This is a genomic window from Stenotrophomonas sp. RG-453, from assembly GCF_033843685.1.
GTDB lineage: Bacteria > Pseudomonadota > Gammaproteobacteria > Xanthomonadales > Xanthomonadaceae > Stenotrophomonas > Stenotrophomonas bentonitica_A.
Window position 1 is genome coordinate 453153 of the sequence record NZ_JAMYED010000004.1, and the last position, 17598, is coordinate 470750.

At 64.0% G+C, this 17598-nt stretch carries 17 protein-coding genes and 1 tRNA gene; 6 read left to right on the plus strand and 12 right to left on the minus strand.

Annotated features, from left to right (window positions below; all coding sequences use genetic code 11):
• Both NJD74_RS10455 and NJD74_RS10460 read left to right on the plus strand, forming a co-directional pair.
• Positions 1-1116 carry a tyrosine-type recombinase/integrase gene (locus NJD74_RS10455; protein WP_319624150.1) on the plus strand — a complete coding sequence of 372 codons (1116 nt, stop codon included), beginning with the start codon at positions 1-3 and terminating at the stop codon, positions 1114-1116.
• 139 nt (positions 1117-1255) lie between these two features.
• Positions 1256-2323 carry a DNA cytosine methyltransferase gene (locus NJD74_RS10460; protein WP_319624151.1) on the plus strand — a complete coding sequence of 356 codons (1068 nt, stop codon included), beginning with the start codon at positions 1256-1258 and terminating at the stop codon, positions 2321-2323.
• On the opposite strand, the gene NJD74_RS10465 is transcribed toward NJD74_RS10460, so the two are convergent.
• The 11 genes from NJD74_RS10465 to thrS all read right to left on the minus strand — a co-directional run bounded on the left by NJD74_RS10465 (position 2312) and on the right by thrS (position 12286).
• Positions 2312-3031: an MAE_28990/MAE_18760 family HEPN-like nuclease gene (locus tag NJD74_RS10465; protein ID WP_319624152.1), complete on the minus strand. Its 720-nt coding sequence runs from the start codon at positions 3029-3031 to the stop codon at positions 2312-2314. The two genes, NJD74_RS10460 and NJD74_RS10465, sit on opposite strands and share 12 nt — an antisense overlap.
• 7 nt (positions 3032-3038) lie before the next feature.
• Complete coding sequence (locus tag NJD74_RS10470) at positions 3039-4163, minus strand: DUF262 domain-containing protein (RefSeq protein ID WP_319624153.1); 1125 nt, start codon at positions 4161-4163, stop codon at positions 3039-3041.
• Between the two features lie 160 nt (positions 4164-4323).
• Positions 4324-4400: transfer RNA gene (locus tag NJD74_RS10475), tRNA-Pro, on the minus strand.
• Between the two features lie 67 nt (positions 4401-4467).
• Positions 4468-4824 carry a MerR family transcriptional regulator gene (locus NJD74_RS10480; protein ID WP_019182707.1) on the minus strand — a complete coding sequence of 119 codons (357 nt, stop codon included), beginning with the start codon at positions 4822-4824 and terminating at the stop codon, positions 4468-4470.
• On the minus strand, positions 4805-5104 hold the full coding sequence (locus tag NJD74_RS10485; protein ID WP_005410432.1) for an integration host factor subunit alpha: 300 nt from the start codon (positions 5102-5104) through the stop codon (positions 4805-4807). Before NJD74_RS10485 ends, NJD74_RS10480 begins: the two co-directional genes overlap by 20 nt.
• Before the next feature lie 26 nt (positions 5105-5130).
• The gene (gene pheT / locus NJD74_RS10490; protein WP_319624154.1) at positions 5131-7512 is read right to left on the minus strand and encodes a phenylalanine--tRNA ligase subunit beta; all 2382 of its coding nucleotides are present in this window, start codon (positions 7510-7512) and stop codon (positions 5131-5133) included.
• A 93-nt stretch (positions 7513-7605) separates the two neighbouring features.
• Positions 7606-8601 (minus strand): phenylalanine--tRNA ligase subunit alpha, encoded by a 996-nt coding sequence (pheS, locus tag NJD74_RS10495; protein WP_319624155.1) that lies wholly within the window; start codon positions 8599-8601, stop codon positions 7606-7608.
• Positions 8602-8796: 195 nt separating this feature from the next.
• Positions 8797-9156 carry a 50S ribosomal protein L20 gene (gene rplT / locus NJD74_RS10500; RefSeq protein ID WP_017355264.1) on the minus strand — a complete coding sequence of 120 codons (360 nt, stop codon included), beginning with the start codon at positions 9154-9156 and terminating at the stop codon, positions 8797-8799.
• A gap of 10 nt (positions 9157-9166) precedes the next feature.
• The gene (gene rpmI / locus NJD74_RS10505) at positions 9167-9364 is read right to left on the minus strand and encodes a 50S ribosomal protein L35 (RefSeq protein ID WP_017355265.1); all 198 of its coding nucleotides are present in this window, start codon (positions 9362-9364) and stop codon (positions 9167-9169) included.
• A 429-nt stretch (positions 9365-9793) separates the two neighbouring features.
• Positions 9794-10333 carry a translation initiation factor IF-3 gene (infC, locus tag NJD74_RS10510; RefSeq protein ID WP_172838068.1) on the minus strand — a complete coding sequence of 180 codons (540 nt, stop codon included), beginning with the start codon at positions 10331-10333 and terminating at the stop codon, positions 9794-9796.
• Between the two features lie 48 nt (positions 10334-10381).
• Positions 10382-12286, minus strand: coding sequence for a threonine--tRNA ligase (thrS, locus tag NJD74_RS10515; RefSeq protein ID WP_070425580.1), 1905 nt, complete (start codon positions 12284-12286; stop codon positions 10382-10384).
• A 407-nt stretch (positions 12287-12693) separates the two neighbouring features.
• On the opposite strand from thrS, the gene NJD74_RS10520 reads away from it, so the two are divergent.
• The 4 genes from NJD74_RS10520 to NJD74_RS10535 all read left to right on the plus strand — a co-directional run bounded on the left by NJD74_RS10520 (position 12694) and on the right by NJD74_RS10535 (position 16017).
• Positions 12694-12990 (plus strand): hypothetical protein, encoded by a 297-nt coding sequence (locus NJD74_RS10520; protein WP_019182702.1) that lies wholly within the window; start codon positions 12694-12696, stop codon positions 12988-12990.
• Positions 12990-13253, plus strand: a complete 264-nt coding sequence (locus NJD74_RS10525; RefSeq protein ID WP_070470902.1) for a hypothetical protein — start codon at positions 12990-12992, stop codon at positions 13251-13253. Before NJD74_RS10520 ends, NJD74_RS10525 begins: the two co-directional genes overlap by 1 nt.
• 10 nt (positions 13254-13263) lie before the next feature.
• Positions 13264-14829 carry a PepSY-associated TM helix domain-containing protein gene (locus tag NJD74_RS10530; RefSeq protein WP_102788056.1) on the plus strand — a complete coding sequence of 522 codons (1566 nt, stop codon included), beginning with the start codon at positions 13264-13266 and terminating at the stop codon, positions 14827-14829.
• Between the two features lie 108 nt (positions 14830-14937).
• Complete coding sequence (locus NJD74_RS10535) at positions 14938-16017, plus strand: serine hydrolase (RefSeq protein WP_102788057.1); 1080 nt, start codon at positions 14938-14940, stop codon at positions 16015-16017.
• On the opposite strand, the gene NJD74_RS10540 is transcribed toward NJD74_RS10535, so the two are convergent.
• Complete coding sequence (locus NJD74_RS10540) at positions 15986-17584, minus strand: winged helix-turn-helix domain-containing protein (protein WP_319624156.1); 1599 nt, start codon at positions 17582-17584, stop codon at positions 15986-15988. The genes NJD74_RS10535 and NJD74_RS10540 overlap by 32 nt on opposite strands.
• Between the last annotated feature and the right edge of the window lie 14 nt (positions 17585-17598).

The window sequence follows — 17598 nt, forward strand, 5'->3', positions numbered from 1 at the left end:
ATGACACCGCGACCACGCAGCAAAGGCCGCCAAGGATGGCCGGCAAACCTCTACCCCAACCGGGATGGATTCAAGTACCGACACCCCGTGACCAAGCGGGAGACCTGGATGGGAATGGATAAGGCGAAAGCCTTCGCCGCTGCGAAAAAGCTCAATGCGTTGCTCATACCCACGAACGACCTCGTGGACCGGGTGATTGGCTCAAAGGACACCGTCGCCGATGCGATAGCCGTGTTCCGCCGAGACGATATCCCTGGGCGGAAGTGGGCCCCGAAGACCGCCGAGGTGTATGAGAGCGTGATCCGTCGCATCGAAGCCGGCATAGGTGCTCGGCCGGTCGAAGCGGTCACGGTCAAGGACTGCGCAGAGTTCATTCGCGCGGTCACGCCCTCCGATCGCGCGCGCCAACAGTTCCGGCTGGTGCTGGGCTGGATCCTCGGCTGCGCCGTGCAGGAAGGCTGGATCGACACCAACCCGGTCCTGGCAACACGCCGGTTCCAACACGAGCGAAAACGCGCGCGTCTGACGAAGGAGGTGTATGCGGCGATCTGGGACCAAGCTGAGCCGTGGCTCCGGCTGGCGATGGACCTATCGCTGGTGACGCTGTTGCGCCGCGACGACGTGGTCTCGTTGAAGTTCTCCGACGTGCATGATGGCTTCCTGTGGGTCGTCCCTCAGAAAACCGAGGGCAGCACATTGGTGAAATTGAAGATTCGCGTCGGCGACGAGCTTGCGGCCCTCTTGTCTCAGGCACGCGACGCCGTGCTGTCCCCGTATGTGGTTCACCGCCTTCCTGACCGCGCGCGGCCATCGGACAAGCGAGCCGCAGCACGTCAGCACCACACCCAAGTCATGCCGGAGCAATTGACCCGTGCATTCCAAGACGCGCGCGAGGCGGCAGGAGTCGGAAGTATCCATCCGCCTAGCTTTCATGAGATCCGCAGCTTGGGGGGAGCATTGCTGAACGAATCGGGTTGGGAAATTGAAAAAGTTCAAGGGCTCATGGGGCACTCTTCGACATCCATGACGGAACACTACCTCGACGGCCACGATACCGCCTGGCAAGAGGTCCAGACGGGTTCTGTCCTACTTCGGAGCATCGCGCCGTCCAACTAGGTCCCATGCAGCAACCTTAAGCACTTGGCGATATCCATTTCGCCTATATATCGCCCGTGCCATAGTAGGCACAGGGAGTCTTCAGCCCCGGCGTCGGCAGCCGCCTACCGACGCCCCCAACTTTCGTACAATGGTCCCCATGGCACCCAAGCGCCCCAAAATTGATGCCGTAGACCTTTTTTGCGGGGCTGGGGGCCTTACGGCAGGCCTTCGCCGCGCGGGGTTGAATGTGCGTGCCGGCTACGACATCGACGAGAGCTGCCGCTTTGCGTACGAGACGAACAATCCGTCAAAGTTCTCCACCAAAGACGTGGAAATGCTGACTGGCGCAGAGCTGTCCAAATGGTATAGCTCGGCCAGTGTCAGGTTGCTTGCAGGATGCGCTCCTTGCCAACCCTTCTCTACGTACAACTTGGGCCGTGATACCAGCAGTGACCGGAAGTGGCCGCTGCTGAATTCCTTCACGAGATTGATCCGGGAAGTCGGTCCCGAACTGGTAAGCATGGAAAATGTGCCAGAGGTGACACGCCATTCGATTTATCAAGACTTCGTGAACGGGCTAAAAGACTCTGGCTACTATGTGTGGGCCAATAAAGTTGACTGCGCCAAATATGGCCTGCCGCAGAAGCGTTTCCGTCACGTACTTCTCGCTTCCAAGTTGGGGGAAATTGAGCTAATTCCTCCCCCAGCGCTTGGGCAGTGTATGACTGTGCGAGACGCAATTGCGCATCTCCCGCCCATTGAAGCAGGCCAAGTGAGCAAGGCCGACCCCCTCCACCGAGCCGCTAAACTCTCTTCCCTCAACATGAAACGGATTCGCGCGTCTGTTCCCGGCGGCACCTGGTCGGATTGGCCTGTGGAGTTGAGAGCAGCGTGTCATCAGAGGGAGTCTGGTCAATCTTACCCAAGCGTCTACGGGAGAATGAGTTGGGACGAACCCAGCCCAACCATGACTACACTTTGCCACGGGTTCGGAAATGGCAGGTTTGGCCATCCTGAACAGGATCGCGGGATTTCTTTGCGCGAAGCCGCGCTGCTTCAATCGTTCCCGAGCGACTACAAGTTTGCTCCGGATAATGAAGTAACGATGCGGGCGGTCGGCAGAATGATTGGTAACGCAGTGCCAGTTCGAATTGGGGAAGTTATCGGAACGAGCCTTCTACAGCACGTAGCGCACAGAGGATTCCAAGCACCATTACGGCGGTGAAGGCTGTCGTTGCGGCGACAGGTATCGCCCCTCTTTTACAAAATCCTCTACCCCCGCCAGTGCGTCGCTCAAATAGGCGATTGCCTCTCGCCCCGTTGTCCGGAGCGAATCAGCGGAAGTTTGCTGACCACATTCTTCGAATGACTGCTTTCCGTGCGCCAGGTTATTCCGGGTGTCTTTGACGCTCTTCAGACCGATGCCGCCACGGCTTTCGGCGGCATTGCGTTCGACGACCTGAAATCCGTAGCGGCTTGCAGTTTCTCGAATCTCGCGCGCGTCAAGATTGCCAGAGAAGATGGCTTCCTTGTTATAACCCAAAGTGATCATTGCCCTCTGAACAGGATGATCAGAACCAAGTACTTTCTCGCTGCCATTTCCGATAACTCGTTTGAAATTCTCCAAGACGATCTTTTTGAGATGCTCAGAGAGAGCAGAGAACTCGCACTCATCTACATCAAAACACCGATGAATCGCATCAATCGCGTTTGTCATGGTCGATTCAACCAGATTGTAGATCAGCAAATAGCCGTTAGCCCTCAGCGTCTTGACGAGCTCTCTCGACATACCGCCAGGTGCAAAGACCGCCTCGCCATCATCGGGGACATGAGCGATCGCGTTGGCCCTCACGTCATCAATGGCAACCAAAAATTCTAAATAGCGATCGACCTCATTTCGCCTGCGATCAAAAAGATCCCGAACTTCAACCAAGATTTCCTCAGCCCTCGTCACCATCGCCCCCCAGCGCAGCTGCGATGTCTACCGGCTTGCCTTGAAGACTGTTCTTGACGAAGTCGATGCGCGCCTTGACCTTGGGACGAGAGTTGCTCGCGTCCGATCTAGTCAGGGTCCGGAACTCGTCGCTCTCAAGCCAGTCCAGAGTTGCAGGAGCTTGGCAACCATCTTCAATCGCCAAGGAGACACCAACTGCAATCGCCTCAAAACGGATGCGTGGAACTGAATTGTTGCTAGGCCCCTTTTTGAAGCCATTTGGGAAGTACTGGCTTACGAATTCCAGCATTTGCTGAAATTGTGTTTCATGAACGAGCCGATCGAAGGCCTCGTTCTTAGCATCCAAATAGTTGTTCAGAAACTCGAAGACGCTCTTGCTAAACGCAAGGTATCTATCTCGATATGCGAAGAACCGAAGAACCATCTCTTCGTATTCGCGGTGGTCTTGGCGAACCTTACTTATGGGGCAAAGACGCGCTAGTTCCTGCGATGCGGCGAGCTCACGGATCAGATCCATGAAGGGGCCATCCCGTGAGCCGAGCCTCTTTTCCATATCATTCAGGTTTGTGCCACCCGAGTTGAGCCGGTCGAATAGCTGTCTACGGGCCTCCTCGTCGACCTCAATGAGCTCGATCATACGCATAGTCTTCCGCCCGAAACGGAGCTGTCTTGGCAGTGCGAAATCCGAGTATCTGAAGCCATTGAGTTGATCAAGAACCTCAAGTCCATCTAGGGCGAACTCATTGCCCACGAACCTCACTAGAGTACGAATTCTCTGAGATCCGTCTACTACCTCAATTCTCCCCTCGTCCTCACCACTGGTCACATCGGCAACATAGAGATACGGAACTGGCAGGTCCAAGAGGATGGATTCGATGAACCGCGACTGCTGTTTCGGCTTCCAGATGAGTTCTCGCTGGTAGTCTGGAATGAAAAGCTCAGCTTTGTCGTTCTCAATCCGCTTAGTGAACTTGGCGACTATCACCTCAATGGGATATTCGCGGATGTCGAAGTCGGTTTCCTTCTGCCGCTCCTTGATCTGCTCCTCCGCCGCTGCACGTGCAGCGTCGTCAATTTGAGAGCCGACTACGGCTGTTTGGCTAGCGACCATCCACAGATCCCCACGTAAGTTGAGTGCATCATAGCTTCAGCCACGCATGGCAGGCACCCCGCGACAGACTGATCATAAGGTGGGGATAGGGTGGAAATAGGGTGTAGAAAAAAAAAGGCTCGCACCGTTGAGTGCAAGCCTTTGATCTTAATACCAACATTGGTCGGGACGGCCGGATTTGAACCGACGACCCTCTGCCCCCCAGGCAGATGCGCTACCAGGCTGCGCTACGCCCCGATGATGCTGGCAATGTCCCCGCCTCTCAGCGGGCCGACGAGTATAACGGGTTTGCGTGAAAAATGGTTCAGCGGCGCAGCAATTGAAGCACTTCTTCCAGTTCCATCCGCGTCTGCTTGATGATCTGGTTGCTCAGCGCCGATTCCTCGCGCGCATCGGCGCCTTCCAGGCGCAGGCGCGCGCCGCCGATGGTGTACCCCTGCTCGTAGAGCAGGCCGCGGATCTGGCGGACCATCAGCACGTCGTGGCGCTGGTAGTAGCGGCGGTTGCCGCGGCGCTTGGCCGGCTCCAGGCTGGGAAACTCGGTTTCCCAGTAGCGCAGGACGTGCGGCTTGACGTCGCACAGTTCGCTGACCTCACCGATGGTGAAGTAGCGCTTGGCCGGTATCGGCGGAAGTTCTCGGTTACTGCCCGGATCCAGCATATGCCTCTACCCTTTCCTTGAGCTTCTGGCCCGGACGGAAGGTGACCACCGTACGGGCGGAAATCGGAATTTCCTCACCGGTCTTGGGGTTGCGACCCGGGCGCTGGTTCTTGCGCCGCAGGTCGAAATTCCCGAAGCCGGACAGCTTCACCTGACGTCCCTGTTCCAATGCTTCACGCAGCACATCGAAGAACGCGTCGACAAATTCCTTGGCTTCGCGCTTGTTCAGACCGACTTCGTCGAACAGCTTCTCGGCCATCTCCGCCTTGGTCAATGCCATTGCCTGCTATCCCCCATGCTTCCCGCTCAACCGCGGATCCGGGCGTGATGTTCACGCTCCATGGCAGAGACCGCCTCGGCCACCACCGCATCCACGTCGCGGTCCGTCAGAGTGCGCGACTTGTCCTGCAAAATCAAGCCCATAGCGAGACTCTTGAAGCCCGGCTCGACCCCCTGGCCGACGTACCGGTCGAACAGCGTGACCTCGCGCAGCAGCGGGCCGGCAGCCCGGCGCAGGGTGGCTTCCAGGTCGGCCCAGGCGGCGGCCTCGGGCACCAGGAAGGCCAGATCGCGGCGCATCGACGGGAAGCGCGACAGCTCGGTGGCGCGCGGCAGGGCGCGGGCGGCCAGCGGGGCCAGATCCAGCTCGAAGGCGACCACGTCCACGTCGATATCCATGGCCCTGGCCAGGCGCGGGTGGATCTGGCCGATCCAGCCCAGGCTCACGCCGTCACGGTAGACCTCGGCCGAGCGTGCCGGGTGGCCATACGGACGCTGCGACGGCCTGAACTCGAGCTCGGCGCCGCTGGCAGCGGCCAGCGATTCCAGGTCGCCCTTGAGGTCATGGAAGTCGACCTTGCGGGTCGGCAGGCCCCATTGCTGGGTGTCGGCATCGCCACAGATCGCGGCAGCCACGCGCTGGGTTTCCAGCGGCGCGGGCTGGCCCTCGCCAGCCTGCTGGTGGAACACGCGCCCCAGTTCGAACAGGCGCACGCGGCCCAGCTGGCGGGCGGCGTTGCGGCCCAGGGTGGCGACCAGGCCCGGCAGCAGCGACGGGCGCATCACCGCCAGTTCGGCCGACAGCGGGTTGGCCAGCGCGACCAGACCCTCGCTCAGCTGCCACTGCGCGAGCAGCGCGGCATCGACGAAGGCGTAATTGATGGTTTCCTGCAGGTCACGGGCCACCAGCTGGCGGCGCACGCTCAGGTCGTCCAGGCGGGTCTCGGTCGGCATCGCAATGCGCGAGGCGCCGCCCGGCAACGTGGTCGGGATCTGCTCATAGCCATGGATACGGGCCAGCTCTTCGATCAGATCTTCTTCGATGGCGATATCGAAACGGCGGCTCGGCGCGGTGACCTGCCAGCCATCGGCGGTCGCGGTCACGTCCATGCCCAGCGCGCGCAGGATGCGCTCCACATCGGCATCGGCGATCTGGATGCCCAACACGCGCGCGATACGGGCGCGGCGCAGGCCGATGGTGGCGGTCGCCGGCAGGTCGGCGTCGCGCACGGCCTCGGTGACCGGCGCAGGCGTGCCGCCGGCCAGGTCCAGGATCAGGCGGGTGGCGTACTCGATCGCCGCGCGCGGCAGCACCGGGTCGACGCCGCGCTCGAAGCGGTGGCCGGCATCGGTGTGCAGGCCCAGCTTGCGGCCACGGCCCATGATCGCGGCGGGCGCGAAGTGCGCGGCCTCCAGGAACACGTTGGTGGTGTCGTCGGTGACGCGCGTATCGAAGCCGCCCATCAGGCCGGCCAGCGCGATCGGGCGGTCGGCATCGGTGACCAGCAGGAAGCTGTCGTCCAGCGCGGCGTCGCGACCATCGAGCAGCTTCAGGGTCTCACCCGCACGCGAACGACGCACGCCGATGCTGCCCTGCAGGGTGCCCAGATCGAAGGCATGCATCGGCTGGCCGAGTTCCAGCATGACGTACTGGGTGACGTCCACCAGCAGCGACACCGGGCGCACGCCACTGCGGCGCAGGCGCTCGGCCATCCACAGCGGGGTCGCGGCACGGGCGTTGACGCCCTCGATCACGCGACCAACGTAACGCGGTGCTTCGGCGCCAGCGTCCAGCTGGATGGACAGTTCACGCGCGCCCACGGCAGCCACCGGCGCAGCGTCGAACGGCACCACTTCACTGGCGCACGCAGCGGCCACGTCGAAGGCGATGCCGCGGATGCTGAAGCAGTCGGCGCGGTTCGGGGTCAGCTTGATCTCGATGCTGGCGTCGGGCAGGCCGAGGTACTCGACCAGGGTCTGGCCGACGGGGGCATCGTCGGGCAGTTCGAACAGGCCGGACGCATCGGTGTCCAGGCCCAGCTCCTTGGCCGAGCACAGCATGCCGTTGGATTCCACGCCACGCAGCTTGGCCGGCTTGATCTTCAGATCGCCGATCTGGGCGCCCACCATTGCCAGCGGTGCGACCAGGCCCGGGCGCGCGTTCGGCGCACCGCACACGATCTGCAGGTGCTCGCCCTGCCCCGCATCGACCTGGCAGATCTGCAGGCGGTCGGCTTCGGGATGGCGTTCGGCGGAAATGATCTTCGCCACGACCACATGCTGCAGGCCATCGCCCAGCGCATCGACCTCTTCCACTTCCAGACCGATCGCGGTCAGCACCGCGCTGAGTTCATCGCGCGAGACGGTGGTCGGGACGTGGCTGCGCAGCCAGTTTTCAGAGAATTTCATGGTGTCACCCTGGTGGGCCCGGCGCAGGCGCCTGGGCCGTGATGGTCTTGAATCCTGTCCAGCCGGGCATGGCCCGGCGCTACGCTGACGCGCTTACGCGAACTGCTTCAGGAACCGCACGTCGTTTTCGAAGAACGCGCGCAGGTCGTTGACGCCGTAACGCAACATCGCAAAGCGCTCCACGCCCATGCCGAAGGCGAAGCCGGTGTAGCGCTCCGGATCGATGCCGACGCTGCGCAGCACGTTCGGGTGGACCATGCCGCAGCCAAGCACTTCCAGCCAGCGGGTGCTGCCGTCAGGCTGCTGCCAGGCGATGTCCACTTCCGCGCCGGGTTCCACGAAGGGGAAATAGCTGGGACGGAAACGCATCTCGAAATCGCGCTCGAAGAACGCGCGCACGAACTCGGACAGCGTGCCCTTCAGATCGGCGAACGTGGAGTGCTCGTCGACCAGTAGGCCTTCGACCTGGTGGAACATCGGCGAATGGGTCTGGTCGCTGTCGCTGCGGTACACCTTGCCGGCCGCGATCATGCGCAGCGGCGGAGCGTGCTCGCCCATGTAGCGCACCTGCACACCGGAGGTATGCGTGCGCAGCAGGCGGCCATCGCCGAAATAGAAAGTGTCGTGCATCGCGCGCGCCGGGTGGTGCGGCGGGAAGTTCAGCGCTTCGAAGTTGTGCCAGTCATCTTCGATTTCCGGGCCTTCGGAGAGCTCGTAACCCAGGCGGCCGAAGATCTCGGTGATGCGCTCCAGGGTACGGGTCACCGGGTGCAGGCCACCGCGCTCTTCGCGACGGCCCGGCAGGGTGATGTCGATCGCTTCGGCGGCCAGGCGCGCGTCCAGCGCAGCGTCTTCCAGCACGGTCTTGCGATCACCCAGCGCGCTGGTCAGCGCGTCACGGGCACGGTTGATGGCTTCGCCGGCGGCTTTGCGCTCACCGGCCGGCAGGCCACCGAGCTGCTTGAGCTGGGCGGTGATGCTGCCGTTCTTGCCCAGCAGGGCCACGCGCAGGGCTTCCAGCGCGTCGGGGCTCTGGGCAGCGGCCACGTCGGCCAGTGCCTGCGTGGTCAGGGATTGGATGTCACTCATGGATAGCCGGAGCCTCGCGTCGGTATGCCATCGCGATGCGCGTCGGGCCGACCCCCGTCGCCAGCGCTGTCGATCGATGGCACCGGGAGGGCCACCGCCAACACAAAAAAGAATGGGGAAGGACTTGCGCCCTTCCCCATGCATTTGCCTTACCCACAGCCGTTGCGCGTGAACGGCAACGGCAGGGGAATGGACTTATGCCGCCAGTGCGCCCTTGGCCTTTTCGGCCAGTGCAGCAAAACCAGCTGCGTCGTGCACGGCGATGTCAGCCAGAACCTTACGGTCCAGGGTGATGCCGGACTTGAGCAGGCCGTTCATGAAACGGCTGTAGCTCAGGCCGTTGATGCGGGCAGCCGCGTTGATGCGGGTGATCCACAGCGAACGGAAATTGCGCTTCTTCTGCTTACGGCCGATGTAGGCGTACTGCTGTGCCTTGATCACGGCCTGCTTGGCAACGCGGAAGACCTTGCGGCGAGCGTTGTAGTAACCCTTCGCCAGGGTCAGAATTTTCTTGTGGCGGCGACGCGCCTGTACGCCACGCTTTACTCGTGCCATGGGTCAGTCCTCAGAGGTAGGGAAGCATACGGTTCAAACGGCCTGCGTCTTCTGCACGAACATGGTTCGTCTGACGCAGATTGCGCTTCCGCTTGGTCGACTTCTTCGTGAGGATGTGGCTGCGGTTGGCGTGGCCAGCCTTGAACTTGCCGGAGGCGGTCTTGCGGAAACGCTTGGCCGCCGCCCGGTTGGTCTTGATCTTGGGCATTGCTATGTCCTTGATGATGTTTTGTCACTGACCAGGGCGGTGGCATTGCCACACTTTCCGTCCGTGCCCTTGCCTGCTTGTAAGCCCGGGATCCCCGATGGGAACCAGGCCGGTCCTGTTTGCCGTTGGAACAGCGTGCCTTTGTGGGGCGGGAAACCGTTCAAAACAGCACCCCCGCAAAACGGGGCCGCCCATTATGCCCGTGTATACGGACAGTTGCAAACGCTTGATTGGGCGGGTGTTTACCGCGGCGCGGCCGAACCTGAACGGAACGGGCGCGAGCCCGGGCGTGACGCCAGGCCGCGCGCGGGAAACGACAGAAGGCGCCGATGGGCGCCCGCTGTGTGCGCGAAGAGGTGCGGCCGGGGCTGGGTAGCCGACCAACGGTCGGCTCTACCTCCGCCGGTTCGGGCCAGGCCCGATGGCCGGTTACTTCTTCTTCGGCGCGATCATCATCACCATCTGCCGGCCTTCAAGGCGCGGACGGGACTCGATCACGATGTCTTCGCCCAGATCACCTTCGATCCGGCTGGCCATCTCGCGACCCAGTTCCTGATGGCTCATTTCACGGCCACGGAAGCGGATGTTGACCTTGATCTTGTCGCCCTCTTCCAGGAACCCGCGCATCTTGCGCAGCTTGATCTGGTAATCACCTTCATCGGTGACCGGGCGGAACTTCACTTCCTTGATCTCGACCTGCTTGGTCTTCTTCTTGGCCTCGTTGGCCTTCTTCTGCGCTTCGAACTTGAACTTGCCGAAGTCCATGATCTTGCACACCGGCGGATCAGCCTGCGGCTGAATCTCGACCAGGTCCAGACCTTCGTCTTCGGCCATCGACAGCGCTTCGTCACGCGTCAACACACCAATCATTTCTCCGTCGCTGCCGATCACGCGGACGCGCGGCACCCGGATTTCCTGATTCTTGCGGTTCTGTTTGTTGTCAGGGGTACTGATATTGCAATCTCCCAGAGGAATCAAACCGGCCCATCGCGGAGCATCCGCAGGGCCGGGACTTTCTTACACGGACTGTTCTGCCTGCAACCGCTCGATGAAGGCCTGGACGGACATGCTGCCCAGATCTTCGCCAGAGCGCGTACGCACGGCCACGGCGCCATTTTCCTTCTCACGGTCGCCAACCACCAGCAGGTACGGGACCCGCTGCAGCGTATGCTCGCGAATCTTATATCCGATCTTCTCGTTGCGCAAATCGGCGTTCACGCGGAACCCTTGATCTGCAAGGGTTTTCCTGACTTCACTGACGTATTCAGCCTGAGCGTCGGTGATATTGGCCACCACCACCTGGGTCGGGGCCAGCCAGGCCGGGAACTGGCCGGCATGGTGCTCGATCAGGATGCCCAGGAAACGCTCCATGGAACCGACGATCGCACGGTGCAGCATGACCGGATGCTTTTTCTGGCTGTTTTCGTCCACATACTCGGCGCCAAGGCGGCCGGGCATCATGAAGTCCACCTGCATCGTGCCCAGCTGCCAGGTGCGGCCGATGGCATCCTTGAGGTGGTACTCGATCTTCGGGCCGTAGAAGGCGCCCTCGCCCGGCAGCTCCTGCCATTCCACCCCGCAGCTGGACAGGGCCGAGCGCAATGCGCCCTCCGCCTTGTCCCACGTGCTGTCATCGCCCAGGCGCGATTCGGGCCGCAGCGCGATCTTGACCTGGATCTCCTCGAAGCCGAAGTGCTGGTACACCGCCAGCGCCTGCTGGTGGAACGCGGTCACTTCCGCCTCGACCTGGTCTTCGGTGCAGAACACGTGGCCGTCGTCCTGGGTAAAGCCACGCACGCGCAGGATGCCGTGCAGCGCGCCGGAGGGCTCGTTGCGGTGGCAGGCACCAAACTCACCGTAGCGGATCGGCAGGTCGCGGTAGCTGTGCAGCCCCTGGTTGAACACCTGCACGTGGCCCGGGCAGTTCATCGGCTTGAGCGCGTAGGTACGCTTCTCCGACTCGGTGAAGAACATCGCGTCCTGGTAGTTGTCCCAATGGCCGGACTTCTGCCACAGCGACACGTCCAGGATCTGCGGGCAGCGCACTTCGCCGTAGCCGGTATTGCGGTACACCTTGCGCATGTACTGCTCGACCACCTGCCACAGCGCCCAGCCCTTCGGGTGCCAGAACACAAGGCCCGGGGCCTCTTCCTGCAGGTGGAACAGGTCCTGCTGCTTGCCGATGCGACGGTGGTCGCGCATCTCCGCCTCTTCGATACGCTTGATGTACGCATCGAGCTGCTTCTTGTCGGCCCAGGCGGTGCCGTAGACGCGCTGCAGCTGCTCGTTCTGCGCGTCGCCGCGCCAATAGGCGCCGGAAATGCGGGTCAGCTTGAAGGCCTTCAGGAAGCGCGTGTTGGGCACGTGCGGGCCGCGGCACATGTCCACGTATTCCTGGTGGTAGTACATGCCCATGGCCTGGATGTCCGGCGACATGTCTTCGATCAGGCGCAGTTTGTAGTCCTCGCCACGCGCCTTGAAGATCTCGATGACCTCCGCACGCGGGGTGACCTTCTTGATCACGTCGTAGTCCTGCGCGATCAGCTCGCCCATGCGCTTTTCGATGGCGGCCATGTCTTCGGGCGTGAACGGACGCTCGGAGTAGATGTCGTAGTAGAAGCCTTCGGCGATGACCGGGCCGATCACCATCTTGACGTCCGGGTACAGCTGCTTGACCGCATGGCCGACCAGATGGGCGGCGGAGTGGCGGATGATCTCAACGCCCTCCTCGTCCTTGGCGGTGATGATGCGCAGGCTGGCATCGTGGTCGATGACGTCACTGGCATCGACCAGCACGCCATCCACCGAACCGGCGATGGTGGCCTTGGCCAGGCCGGCGCCGATCGACTGGGCGACGTCCATGACACTGACGGGATGTTCGAATTCACGGCGGCTGCCGTCGGGGAGCGTGATCGCGATCATGAGAGTGCTTTGGTCTGGTGGCCCGCAGGGGGCCTGGAGAATCCGGGGGCGAGGCAATAAAAAAGCGCCACGAAGGCGCCTGCGTCAGGGGCCGTCGGGGGCGTTCAGCGGTGGGCGGTGGTAGTGCTCATGTCGCACGCTAGACCGGCGCAGGGCGCGGGCCACCTTGTTGCCTCGATAGAGATGCCCTGATCTTAAACCAATCTGCCGATGAATGCGCCGCCGCGCGCCGGCATGCCCCCGCCCAGGCGCCTGAATGTGTACGTGTGGCGCCCATAAACGGCAATGATTACCATGCGCGGGTTACTGTCCTGACCAGGACAGGGTTGCCGATTGGATTCCCCCATGCCCTGCCCCGCTTCCTTCCCGGCCTGCCGCGCCCTGCCGCGTGCGCTGGCGGCCACCCGATGATCACGGTCGCCCTGACCTCGCTTGGCTTCTGCAGCCTGGCGCTGGCCGGCTCGGCGTTCTCGGCGCTGGCGCTGTATGCCGCCTCGCCGCACTGCCGCTGGCCGCGCCTGCGCCGGGCCGGCCGCCTGGGTCGGCAGATCAGCCTGGTCGCCGCGGTGGCGGCGCTCTGGCTGTGGATCGCCAATCTGGGCATCGCCACCGGCGTGGTGGTGATGCTGTGCAGCTGGATGCTGGTGGCGATCGCGCTGCCCCTGCTCGCCGCCTGGCACCGCCCGGCGCAGGTGACACGCTGATGTGGGCACGGGCCGGCGCCGGCGTCCTGGCGGGGTTCTTCGTGGCCGCCGCGGCGACCGGGCTGATCGCCTGGCTGCCACCGGGACCGTGGCAGAACGCGCTGGTACCCAGCCTGATCGCGTTCATCCCGCTGTGGATGCTGGCCGCGATCTGGGCCTTCAGCTTCCGCACCGGGCTGCGGGCGTGGGCCGTGATGAGTGCCACCGCCGGGGCCGGGTTCGGCCTGCTGTGGCTGCTGCGCCTGACCGGCGCGGTGCAATGAGAGCGATGCGATGAAGTTCAGTTCCCAGACCCTGCGTACCTTCACCACCGTGCACACGTGGGTCAGCCTGGTCGCCGGCTTCGCGCTGTTCGTCGCGTTCTACGCCGGCGCGCTGACCCTGTTCCACCACGATCTGCCGCTGTGGCAGACCCCGCATGCGGTGGACACGCCGGCCGCGAGCCTGGACGACGCGCAACGCCTGCTCGATGGCGTGCTCGAACGCCACCCGGCCGCGCGTGCCCACGTCGGCATGACCTTCCCCGGTGGCGATCACCCGCAGCCGATCGCGTATTGGCAGGACGCCAAGGGCACCTGGCTGTACGCGTGGCTGGACCATTACGACGGCAGTGTCACGCCCCCGCAGACCGGGCTGGCGGAGCTGGTCAACGAGCTGCATTACAGCCTCGGCCTGCCGGTCGCGGGCACCTACCTGATGGGCATCGTCAGCCTGCTGTATGGCGTGGCCCTGCTCAGCGGGCTGGTCATCCACCTGCCCAGACTGCTGGGCGATCTGTTCGCGCTGCGCCCGGGCCGCAACCTCAAGCAGATGTGGCAGGACGCGCACAACGTGATCGGCGTACTCAGCCTGCCCTTCCACCTCATGTTCGCGGTGACCGGCGCACTGCTCTGCCTGATCTTCCTGCAGATGGCGGCGCTCAATCCGCTGATCTTCGACGGCAAGTTGCTGCAGGCGGTGCCGGCAGCGATGGACACCGCGCCGATACGCGAGCCCAGCGGCCAGCCAGGCGATGAAACCAACCTGCGCATGCTGCATGCCCGCGCCATCGAGGTGGCCCGGGCGCAGGGCGTGGCTGATTTCGAGCCGGCCTTCCTCAAGCTCGCCCATGCCGGCGATGCCAACGCCACGATCGAGATCACCGGCGAATCCGGCGGCACCCTGGGGCCGCTCGGCGCGGTCGGCCTGGATGCGGCCAGCGGCCGCCTGCTGAGCAGCCAGTTGCCTGGCCAGCGCGATGCCAACCACGCCACCCTGAGTGCCGCCTATGCGCTGCATTTCGGTGAATTCGGCAATGGCGTGGTGGTGTGGCTGTACTTCCTGCTCGGCCTGGGCGGCGCCTTCCTGTTCTACTCCGGCAACCTGCTGTGGATCGAATCGCGGCGCAAGCGACGCCAGGTCGAACAAGGCCGCGCGCAGATCAACATGGCCCGCGCGACAGTGGGGGTATGCATCGGGTTGTGCGTGGCGATCTCGGCCAGCTTCGTCGGCGCACAGATCCTGGAGCAGGTCGCGCCGCAGGCGGTGGACCACGGCATCCGCTGGATCTGTTTCGTCACCTGGGGCGTCTGCGCCCTGTGGGCGGCGCTGCGTCGCCCCGACCAGGCGGCCCGTGAGCTGCTGTGGGCGGCCGCGATCAGCACCGCGCTGGTAGCGGTAATGCATGGCGCCCTGACCGGCTTCTGGCCATGGGCGAGCGCGGCACGGGGCTACTGGCCGCTGTTCTGGGTGGACGCGGTGGCGCTGGCACTGGCCTTTGGTTTTGCCACCCTGGCGCGTGCGAGCCTGCGCCGGGCACGGCATGGTGATCCGAACAGCGTCTGGAGTGCACCGCGCTGATCGCCTCGAAGGCTTGCTGCGGCGGGCCTTCAGAATTCTTCAGCCGGGTTTCCAGCACTTCAGACCGCCCCGTGGCGTAGTCGGCCCTCATCTCGAGGAGCCTTGCCCATGCACCCCTGTCGCCCCCGTTTTTCCGCCGCGCTGATCTTCGCCCTGGCGGTTGTCCTGCCACCGACCGCACTGGCCGGGCCCGCCCAGTTGGACGCAGCCCGGATCACCGCACTGGAGTCGGCGATCGCCAGCCAGGACATCAAGCAGCTCACCAGCATCGTGCTGCTGGTGGACGGCCAGGTGGCGTACGAGGGCTACTTCAACGGCGGCACGGCGGATACCCTCAACGACGTGCGCTCGGCCAGCAAGAGTGTCACCGCGATGCTGGTCGGCGCCGCCATCGGCGACGGTTCCCTGCCCGGCGTACAGGCCCGTGTGTACGACTACTTCCCCGCGTTCACCGCTGGCCATCCCGTCGATCCCCGGCTGCGCGCGATGACGGTGGAAGACCTGCTCACCATGAGCACGCTGTGGGAGTGCGATGACGAGAATGCGTTCTCGGCCGGCAATGAAGAGCGCATGTACGTGACCGAGCACTGGGTGGACTTCGCGCTGTCGCTGCCGGTCAAGGGTTTCGCACCGTGGATGACGCGACCGGAAGACAGCCCGCACGGCCGCGCGCATGCCTACTGCACGGCCAATTCCTTCGTGCTCGGCGCAGTACTGGAACAGGCCACGAAGCGGCCCTTGGCCGACTACGCCGCGCAGGTGCTGGAGCGCCCGCTGGGCATCACCACGAGCACGTGGAACCGCTCACCGGAAGGCATAGGCATGGGCGGCGGTGGGACGCGTTACCGCAGCCGGGACCTGGCACGGTTGGGCGAACTGGTGCTGGCCGAGGGACGCTGGCAAGGCAAACAATTGATCCCGACCCGCTATGTGCGGGCGATGCTCAGCGCGCAGGCCACCGCCGGTGATGGCAGCGACTACGGCTATCAATGGTGGGGGCTGAAGCTTCCGGTCGACGGGCACGACAGCACCGTGTGGACGATGTCCGGCAACGGCGGCAACTACGTGTTCGTGATACCCGGCAAGAAGCTGGTCGCGGTGATCACCAGCCAGGCCTACAACCGCAGCTACGCCCACCCGCAGTCGCGCCGCATCCTTACCGAGTTCCTGCTGCCCGCGCTGCGCTGAGGCCGTCGAGGTCTGTTGGCCGCCATGGAGCGGCCAACACCCGGGCGCGCTGGGCGGATACGTCTTTCTCGATCGTGTCGAGCAGTTCCTGCCAGCCGGCCGCACCGTGCAGCGGCGCAAACAAGGGGGTGGCGCGCAACCACGCCGAGTCGCGGAAGCCGGCGTTCACCGCGTGATGCAGGGCCACCAGCGCAGCGGCCTCATCGCCCTGGGCCTGCAGCACCATCGCACGCTCGAGCGCGGTGTCGGACCAGCCATCATCGCCTTGCCCTTCCAGCATCTGCAGGCGCTCGGCGATCCAGGTCGGGGCAGGCGCCGGATCGCCATAGAGGCCGGCCAGGGTCTGCCCCATCGACTGCTGCGGGCGCAATGCCCGGCTCTGCTCGAAGGCTCCGGCGGCGCCCTTCCGATTCCCGCTCAACAACAGCATCTCGCCCTGCAGGCGCAGCAACTGCGGATGTGGCGTCCCGCGAGCCAGTGCCTGATCCAGCGCCTGCTGTGCTTTTGCCGACTCCCCCATTGCCAACAGGCTGTGCGGCCAGGCGATGTTGGCGAACACATTGTCCGGATAGAGCTGGAAGTTGTGCGCGTGCCGGCGAGCGGCCGCATCGGTGAACCCCAACAGCTCCAGTTCGCGTGCGACCTGTACGTCGCGGAAGCGAACCCGCTCGGGCGCGCGCAGTGACAGGTTGTCCTGCAAGGCCTGCGCGAGGTCGCCTTTTTCCTGCTGCAGATAGGCCAGCGATGCGCGCGTGCGCTCGTCACCCGGGTCGCGCCGCAGTGCCTGCCGGTAGTCCGCCATGGCGTGCGACATCGCGCCGAGGCAGTCGTGGGCATAGCCGCGTGCGGCCCAGCCGGCGGCATCTTCCGGCGCCTTGAGCACCAGCTGGCTGCTCAACACCAGCGCCTCCTGCGCACGCTCGCGCGCGCCGTTGAACAAGCAGGCATCGGCCGCCAGCGCTCGGGCGAGTCCACGCCGTGCGATAAGCGATTCAGGGTCGATCTGCAGCGCCTGGCGGTACAACGCGATCGCCCGTTCGTTGTTGCTGGCCTGGCCGATACCCGCGTAATAAGCGGCGCGCTGCAGGACCGCCTCCGCTGGCGACGCCGGTGCGCTGGCGGGACGTACCAAGGTGAACACGACGGCAGCAGCGGCGACCGTTACCCCAGCCAGCCAGACCCACCGTGCGGGTGCGCGCGCGCCGGGTGTGACGGGAGTACCGTCCGTGCTGGTGCTGGCGACGGCATCACGGATCATCGGCTGTGGCGAGGCGCACAACTGGTAGCCACGGCCACGAACCGAGCGGATGTAGCGCGGCCGGCGGCCGTCATCGCCCAGCGCCTGCCGGAGCAGCTTCACCCGCTGGCTGATCGCATCCTCGCCGACCACCGCCGGTGCCCAGACCTGATCGGCCAGCGTGTCGAAATCGACGACGGCGTTGCCTTGGGCCAGCAGGCAGTCCAGCAGCCGCCAACTCAACCCGCCGACCGGCAATACCTGATCCCCTCGCCGCACCTGCTGGGCAGGGCGGTCGATGTGCAGATCCAGCAAGCGGACGTTCTCCATGGCGGCAAGCATAG